The organism is Salinispira sp. (assembly GCF_059431795.1).
On record NZ_JBXWXS010000024.1, the window covers coordinates 44,656 to 52,642 of the forward strand.

Below are 7,987 nucleotides of genomic sequence, written 5' to 3' on the forward strand. Positions count from 1 at the left end.
ATTGTACGTTTCTTTTACTTCCTGCAAATAATAAGATGAAAAAAGTCGTCAGGTTCCGGATCTTTTCCGGAATATGAGCCGATTCGCTCAATAGTTGTAAATCCTTCCCGGCCTGCGGCTGCACAGATTTCTTCACTGAGGAATGGACTGTGATAATGAATGTCATGCTCTGTTGCTCCGGTTTGGAGATCTGTGATCCGGGTAAGAAATTTGTATTGATACCCACTGGTCTGCTCATAGGATCTGCAAAGTTGTAATCCGCCGCCAGACAGTTCCGGGAAGGAGAACCCGGGGCCGATTCGGGGATTTTCATAATTAAGGATCTGAATCACCAGGGATCCGCCGGCGTTAAGGACATTGCTGCACTTTCTCAGAAAGCTGTGAACCCGTTCCATATGGGGCGCATATGCCAGTGTGTTTCCCATGCAGCACATGAGATCCACTCCCTCGATTCCCCGGGCACTGTCGATTCGCATCATATCCAGAACACGGAATTCAATATTGGCGATGTTTGCTTCCCTGCGTTTTCTTTCAGCCTCGTGGATCATCTGTTCGTCCAAATCAATACCGATGCCGGCGGAAAGCCCCTTCCGCTCTAGTTGAAATAGCATCTCACCTGTGGCGCAGCCAATATCCAATATTCGGGCGGAATCAATATCCTGGAGTAAACCTGCAATGAAATTGAGCTTTTCCGGGGATGAGGGAAATAGGTGATCGTATGCTTTCGAAATCTGCTGGTATAATGTCATGACCCTAGAGTAGCCCATCTGGCAAATATCCGCTGTAACATCTGGTACAAACCACGAGAAAACAGGGTTTCTACAGCTTATTTAAGGGAGAACATATGAATCTTCAATTGGAAGCGGAGGATGTATTCAGAAAGACATACCGGCAGGGCAAGAGAAGAGCGGTGATGCGAAGTCCCCGCAGAGACAGACTTCTTGCCGGGTTGACACCTTTGCTTCGGCCGGGTCGCAGCGGCGGCGAGCTGTACCAGGGAATTCAAGATGTGAGGGTTTCAGATATAATCGGCAGCGAAGATAGAAGTTCCGACTTTCTGTTTGATTTTTCTCCCCGGTATCAATGGATGTTTCCCCGCTGGAAATCCGTGTACGTGTATATGCTTCAAAGCAAAGCCCCTCCTCCCCTTTCACTCATCCTGTTCGGGGGTAAATATTTCATACGGGACGGACATCATCGGGTTTCTGTAGCAAAATCGATAGAGCAACGCTACATCAGCGGGGAGATACGGAAGGTTCCAGTTGCCCTGAATCTGCCAGATGATTACCGGAACAGCCAGGCAGAGGTATTTAATGAGAAACTGGCATTTCATGAACGGACGGCGGTATTTGAAATTCTTCCCCACAACTATTTTGATGTGAAAAAGGCTTCAACATGGAAGTTGCTGGAAGATGAAATTTTTGTGAAAAACCGGACCTGGTTTATGCGAAAGCATGCCAGAAATCCTGAAAGCAATGGTGAGCTTTTGGAAAGCTGGACGCGGAATCTGTATGAGGACGCGGCGAATTATATTCGCTCCCATTCATTGGCATATCTCTTTCCCGAGTCTGGGGTCACTGATATTTTCGTTGAGTTTATCAGATTCTGGAATTCCTTTCCCGATCCCGATTCCATTTGGCTGAAGGACGCATACAGCCGCTTCAGTGAGCATGCAGCACGGGGGCGTCAAGGGAGGGAGTGGATGCGGAAACTTTCCTCTGGGGTAAGGCAGCGCTTTGAACCCGTTGAATCTTTGTATATGCGGTTTCGTCGATTCTCCCAAATTGATGAGCTCATTCCTGAGTTTGAAATACCTGAAATTACCAGGGGATTCATCAGATATCTTCATCATCAGGTGTTTATTGATTACGCCAAACATCTGGAAAAGAAATTCGGTAGAGCTCCCTATATTCAGGAGATTACTCATGGCTGGTATCATGGATTTTATTACCCCTTGCTTCAGCTCCATGGAGAGTGTGCCAGTAGGCAGCGATTCTCCAGGTTCTACCGACAATACAGCGCGAGATATTTTGAAATATTCAAAACGAATCCGGAGCATCTAAAGAGTATCTATGAAGATTTCTGCCAGGAGAATTCCCAAGCCTGAGGTGGCAAAAAAGATGCAAAATCCGGGAGCTTACCAGGGCAGGCAGCTGGAGCTACATACTTTTTTATTTGATGTAGAAGCGGCTTCTATACGAAAACGGGCTGCAGAGATGATGGTGCAGCCCGTTTTTACCTCTATACTCCGCCTCGGATCCTGTCATCGAAGGCGGTGAGGGCGGCTTTGGCTCCGTCACCCATTGCTATGACAATCTGCTTATAGGGGCTGGTGGTAACATCACCGGCGGCGTACATGCCCTGAACACTGGTGCGTCCGTGGCTGTCCACTTCAATTTCTCCGTACCGGTTCATTTCAAGATGATCTTTATATTCCCCGCTGTTGGGCAGTAAACCAATCTGAACAAATACGCCGTGAAGCTCATGCTGTGTTATTTCACCGCTATGACGGTTTTCTAGGGTTATGCCGGTTACCCCCTTGCCATCTCCGAGAATTTCGGTGGTGCGGGCGGATGTTATGATTTCTACATTGTCCAGGCTGTTTACCTTTTCTGTCAGCACCGAATCCGCTTTCAGGTCATCCAGAAATTCAATTAATGTGATGCTTTTGCATGTACCAGCCAAGTCGATTGCCGCTTCAACACCCGAGTTCCCGCCGCCGATAACCGCCACATCCCTGCCTGCAAAAAACGGTCCGTCGCAATGGGGGCAGAAAGCCACCCCCCGGCCTATGTATTCATCTTCTCCTGGTATTCCCAGTTTTCTCCATGAGGCTCCGCTTGCGATGATCACCTGGGAGGCACTGAACAGCTCACCGCTGTCGCTGATTATGCGGTGTGATCTATTATTGTCGGTTCCGGCCGGTTCCACTTCACGGATGGTTCTGCCTTCAAATATTTGAATATCATACTCGCTGCTGTGTTCTCGAAGGTCCTGGCTGAGCTTGCCTCCGGTAGTTTCAGATACGGAAATAAAATTTGAAATATCCGCTGTATCATTCACCTGGCCGCCTATCCTGGATGCGATAATGGCGGTTTTCAAGCCTTTTCGCCCTGAGTAGATGGCTGCTGCACAACCCGCCGGTCCGCCGCCGATAACCGCCACATCCACCGGAGGAATCTCAATTGGTTCGGATTTTAGAGTTTCGTCCGTACCGAATTCGTTTTCCAGAACAGGGATCAGTTCGGTAATACTTGAGCGTCCTGAATGAATCAGTGTATCTCCATGAAATACTGCCGGCACCCCCTGAACGCCCAGGCGCTCAATCTCGTCCTGGGCGAAATCGCCCACAATTGTACGATGCTCAATGCCCGGGTTATTGACTGCAGCCAGGTTCAGGGCCTGAACCACATCGGGACAATTGGTGCAGGAAAGAGAGACAAAGGTCCGGAGCTTTGCCGGTCCCTTAACCGAAGCAATACGCCGAAGAATGGCCGGGTCGGGGAGTTTCCCTTTGCCGTCGCTGTGAAGGATGGCAAGAATAAGCGAGGTGAACTCATGCCCGCCGGGCACTCCGGTGAAACGGATTCCGGTATCTTCTTCATTATGGATAATAGAAAATGAAGGCACCTGGTCGGGAGAGGTCTCTTTCCGGGCTTCAATGTTATTCGAGAGTTCAGCCACATCTTCCAGCATGGTTACCAGTTCTGTCTGTTTTGAGTGTTCCGAATGGGCATAGACCAGCTCAATGCGGCCGTTTAGATCGGAAAATGCTTCTCGAAGTTGTTCCTGAATTTTTGAGCTAAGCATGATTATATTCCTTTATTGCAGTACATGCCCTCCCGGCATGGCACCGGAAGGACAGATGTCGGTTGACGTATTGGCTGACTTAAATTTTACCTACCAATTCCAGTCCGGGTTCAAGGGTTTCTCCGCCGGGTTCCCACTTGGATGGGCATACTTCGTCCGGATGGGCGGCGATAAACTGTGCCGCCTGAACCTTCCGCTTTAATTCGTCGGCGTTCCGTCCGATTCCGTTGTCGTTGATTTCGGCCAGCTTTATGTCTCCCTCGGGACTGACAAGGAAGGTTCCCCGGTATGCCATGCCTTCTTCTTCAATGTAGACGCCGAATGCGCGGGAGAGGGCACCGGTGGGGTCGGCGAGCATGGGGTATTGAATCTTGGCGATGGTATCTGATGTATCGTGCCATGCCTTATGTACAAAGTGAGTGTCGGTGCTCACAGAGTATATTTCTACTCCCATCTCCTGGAACTCGGGGTACATGTCCGCCATATCTCCCAATTCGGTTGGGCAGACAAAGGAAAAGTCTGCGGGATAAAAGAAAAATACAGACCACTTGCCTTTGAGATTGTTATGGGAAATGGTCTTTACTTCCCCCTGATGAAATGCCTGCACCTGAAATTCCGGCAGCTTGCTATTGATAATCGTAGTCATAAGACGCTCCTTGATTGTTTGTTGATTCCTTATCTCATAGATGCTACTTTGGTGTAAAATCGTTTGTTTTTATATGATTGATAGGTATTAACGAATTATAGAGGTGCAGTTTGAATATACGGGACCTGGAATACTTTCGGGCAGTGGCAGAACTGGGTCAGTTCAGGGCGGCAGCGGAGCGCTGCAATGTAAGCCAGCCCACACTGAGCGGTCAAATTAAAAAACTGGAAGAAGAACTGGGACATCCGCTTTTTGAACGAAACACCCGTTCGGTACTCCTCACTGATTTCGGCAGTGAAGCCTTGGAGGTGGCGGAACATATTCTCAAGGGAGTGGATGCGCTTGAAGAGAAGGCCAGGACGGCCAGAGACCCCTATTCAGGCACTCTGAAAATCGGTATTTTCCCCACCCTAGGACCCTGGCTGTTCCCCCGGATCGCCGGAATAATCAGCGATACATATCCTGAGCTTGAGATCTATCTGTTAGAGGAGCAGAGCGCTGAGTTGCAGTCAAAGCTTTCCAGCGGTGAGCTGGACTGTGCATTTCTTGCGCTCCCCCAGGATGAGGCCCGGAATCGGGTTGTGCCCATTTTCCGTGAACAATTCGTGGTTGCGGTTCCTTCCGACCATCCCTGGAAAAATAGAAGGGAAGTTAATGTGAAAGATTTACAGGGGCAGGAGATGCTTCTTCTCAGCGACGGACACTGTTTCCGTGATCAGGCTCTGGATTTGTGTCTTCGCTATGGTGCCCGGGAGCGGGAGAAGTACCGGGCAACCGGTATAGAAACACTGCGTCAAATGGTACGCATGGGGACCGGTATCACCTTAATTCCCCAGCTGGCTGTACCGGTGAATCCAGAGGAAGGGATTTCCTATATCCCTGTGGGAGATGCGGATTTCGGGAGGGATATTGCCTTGCTGTATCGCCGTACCCACCCCCGACTCACCCTGCTGAACGAGTTGAGCGGGTTAATCAGCAGCTTTTGCCTGGACAGGATGTCCTTGAGAGCACTTCATTATTCTTGATTGCCGCTGAGCTCAAGATATCTGGCCCGGATCGAATCGTATCGTTTTCGGTTTACTCCCATATCCGATTGCCCCACCCTGGAAGCGCTGCGAAAATCTACGATATTCGTATCTTCCCGGATAAGGAATTCCACATCATCCTTAAATTTCATGGTATCACTGGTGTAGACGGCATGAAGGTATTGATCTTCTTGGGTGATGATTTTCCCGCCCTGTTCCTCTACCACTTGTTTCAGCAGCTTCATGGTTTCCCCGGCCGACTGATATATCGGAAGAGGTTCCACCTTTTTTTCGCTGACCTGGGTGTAGCTGGCTACCGCATTGGGTGACTTGGGCATGGGCGAAAGTTGACCGTCATGAACGCCGATATTCGTTGGAACCCAATTATTCTGAACTGCCATTTGGACGGCTCCCACCGCGATGAGTGCTGCAATTACGTAAAGTATGATCATAACGATTCTCCTGTTTGGTTTCCGGCCCCGCTGTCTGCTGTCAGTCTTCATATTTGTACGCTCCCGGTTTCTCTCATTCCCCTAATATACGCCCAAGGCCATGAATTCTTCCGATATTTCATCCACCTGAGTGGAAAAGCTCCGAAGTCTTTCCGTATTTAATTCGGATAGATATTCGGTAATGTGATCAAAGTTGCTATCGAGATTGTGTCCCATGGCCGCCCCTTTCTCAAGGAGAAACACTTCCGTCCGGCGTAAGTCCCGGGGGTTTTTTCTGCGGCTGGCAAGGTTTCGCTTTTCCAGTCTTTGAATAATCGGTGTAAGGGTACCGGTTTTCAGTTCTAAACGGTTTGCAAGTTCCTGATAATCAATTACCTCATCCTCCCAGAGAACCAGCAACACCAGGTACTGGGGGTATGTTACGTCCAGTCGCTCAAGAATCGGTTGGTGGAGTTTTATAAATACGCGGGAAAGACGGTGTACTTTGAAGCAGAGCTGATTTTCCAGCTTCAGTTCATCACGCATTTTCATTTACCTCGGAAAAATTTAACAATCGGATTATTGAGCAGATTATCCACAAGCACCTTCTTTCCGATTTTCTGGAATACCTCGGAATAGCTGGGATACGGATGCACAATTCCTGCAAGCTTTCCAAAGTTGATCCTGAGTTTTCTGATAACCTGGATTTCACCGATCATTTCTCCCGCCCTTTGGGCAAGAATACTTGCTCCCAAAACTTTACCTTTACGGTTGAGTACTAGTTTTACCCTTTCCACGCTCCCGCCGGAGGTTCTGGTGCGATCAAGATCGTTCATATCGAAATGATACACCCTCACCGAATCCCCGTGAGCCGCCCGTGCTTCATCCTCGCTCATTCCTGCCCTGGCCAGTTCGGGCTCGGTGTAGGTTACCCAGACGGGTGTTTCATTGCTTACCTTCCGTGTAAAGGGAAGAATTGCGTTTTGCACAGCCTGAATCCCCTGGGTGTTTGCCATGTGAGAGAACAGCCAGGGACCCGCAACATCTCCCACCGCGTAAATATTCTTTTGACTGGTCTGCATTTTCCGGTTCACAGAAATGCCTTTGGGGGAATATTTGACTCCCGCCCCCTCCAGGTTTAAATCCTTCACGTTGGCGGCCCTTCCAACGGCAACCAGAATGCGTTCTGCTTCAAGATGGACTTCTTTCCCGTCGCTGCTTTTGCATAGAAGGGAAACGCGGCCATCGGTCTGTTCCACACTCACTGCGCGGGTTGATGTATGTACATTCACACCTTCGTTCTCAAGAACGCTTCTCAGGGGATCGGACATTTCTGCCTCCTCCCGGGGGAGTATCCGCTCGGCCATTTCCACCAGCTCCACCCGTACGCTCAGACGGTTCAAAGCCTGAGCAAGTTCGATACCGATGGGACCGCCGCCAAGGACAATCATGGATTGGGGGAGCTCTTCCAGTTCAAACAGGTTTTCATTGGTGAGGTAGGGCATATCTGCAAGCCCGGTAATCGGAGGGATGAAAGCGGAGGAACCGCTGGCAATAATAATTTTAGAAGCACTGATGCGGGAATCGCCTATTTCAACTGTTGTTTTGTCAATGAAGCGGACTTGACCCTGGAGAAATTCAATATTCATTTTGGCCAATGCTTCGGGGCTTTCGTGGGAGTACACCGATTTTCGCACCTGGTGTACATGCTCCATGGCCCTTCGGGTATCAGGTGTAAAATCCGGCACCTGTGTGGCTGTCACATGGCTGATCTGCGCCTGGTGAATGAGCGCCTTACTGGGAACACAACCTGACCAGGTACATTCACCTCCGGGCAGATGTTTATCCGCTAAGAGGACTTTTTTTCCAAAACCCGCTGCTGTTACCGCTGCGGTAATACCGCCCGAACCTGCGCCGATTACCAGAACATCGGTATGTGTCATAACCTACTCCTATAAAAAGTCAATCGGGAGACGTTCTCCCGTTCATGTATTGAATCAGGCGCGAGCTATGCGCTCTTCGCCTGTCTAGTACTTCGTATATCTTCCAACATCATCACCGGCCTAAATGGTTCA

8 protein-coding genes are annotated in these 7,987 nt (G+C 49.5%); 2 read left to right on the top strand and 6 right to left on the bottom strand.

Annotated elements, in window-relative coordinates; translation table 11 throughout:
- Positions 1 to 14: 14 nt before the first annotated feature.
- On the bottom strand, positions 15 to 749 hold the full coding sequence (locus AC52PS_RS08450; protein ID WP_495562618.1) for a class I SAM-dependent methyltransferase: 735 nt from the start codon (positions 747 to 749) through the stop codon (positions 15 to 17).
- 95 nt (positions 750 to 844) lie between these two features.
- On the opposite strand from AC52PS_RS08450, the gene AC52PS_RS08455 reads away from it, so the two are divergent.
- The gene (locus AC52PS_RS08455) at positions 845 to 2,107 is read left to right on the top strand and encodes a hypothetical protein (protein WP_495562619.1); all 1,263 of its coding nucleotides are present in this window, start codon (positions 845 to 847) and stop codon (positions 2,105 to 2,107) included.
- A gap of 134 nt (positions 2,108 to 2,241) precedes the next feature.
- On the opposite strand, the gene ahpF is transcribed toward AC52PS_RS08455, so the two are convergent.
- Positions 2,242 to 3,810, bottom strand: a complete 1,569-nt coding sequence (gene ahpF, locus AC52PS_RS08460) for an alkyl hydroperoxide reductase subunit F (RefSeq protein ID WP_495562620.1) — start codon at positions 3,808 to 3,810, stop codon at positions 2,242 to 2,244.
- A gap of 79 nt (positions 3,811 to 3,889) precedes the next feature.
- A complete protein-coding gene (gene ahpC, locus AC52PS_RS08465) occupies positions 3,890 to 4,456 on the bottom strand; it encodes an alkyl hydroperoxide reductase subunit C (RefSeq protein WP_495562621.1) in 567 nt (188 codons plus the stop codon).
- A gap of 110 nt (positions 4,457 to 4,566) precedes the next feature.
- Here ahpC and AC52PS_RS08470 point away from each other — a divergent pair, with 110 nt between their 5' ends.
- A complete protein-coding gene (locus AC52PS_RS08470) occupies positions 4,567 to 5,481 on the top strand; it encodes a LysR substrate-binding domain-containing protein (RefSeq protein ID WP_495562622.1) in 915 nt (304 codons plus the stop codon).
- On the opposite strand, the gene AC52PS_RS08475 is transcribed toward AC52PS_RS08470, so the two are convergent.
- The 3 genes from AC52PS_RS08475 to AC52PS_RS08485 form a co-directional block, all read right to left on the bottom strand.
- Positions 5,472 to 5,933 (bottom strand): DUF1499 domain-containing protein, encoded by a 462-nt coding sequence (locus AC52PS_RS08475; protein ID WP_495562623.1) that lies wholly within the window; start codon positions 5,931 to 5,933, stop codon positions 5,472 to 5,474. The two genes, AC52PS_RS08470 and AC52PS_RS08475, sit on opposite strands and share 10 nt — an antisense overlap.
- Positions 5,934 to 6,014: 81 nt before the next feature.
- Positions 6,015 to 6,458: a MarR family winged helix-turn-helix transcriptional regulator gene (locus tag AC52PS_RS08480; protein ID WP_495562624.1), complete on the bottom strand. Its 444-nt coding sequence runs from the start codon at positions 6,456 to 6,458 to the stop codon at positions 6,015 to 6,017.
- Positions 6,459 to 6,460: 2 nt separating this feature from the next.
- Positions 6,461 to 7,855, bottom strand: coding sequence for a dihydrolipoyl dehydrogenase family protein (locus AC52PS_RS08485; protein ID WP_495562625.1), 1,395 nt, complete (start codon positions 7,853 to 7,855; stop codon positions 6,461 to 6,463).
- Positions 7,856 to 7,987: the final 132 nt, after the last annotated feature.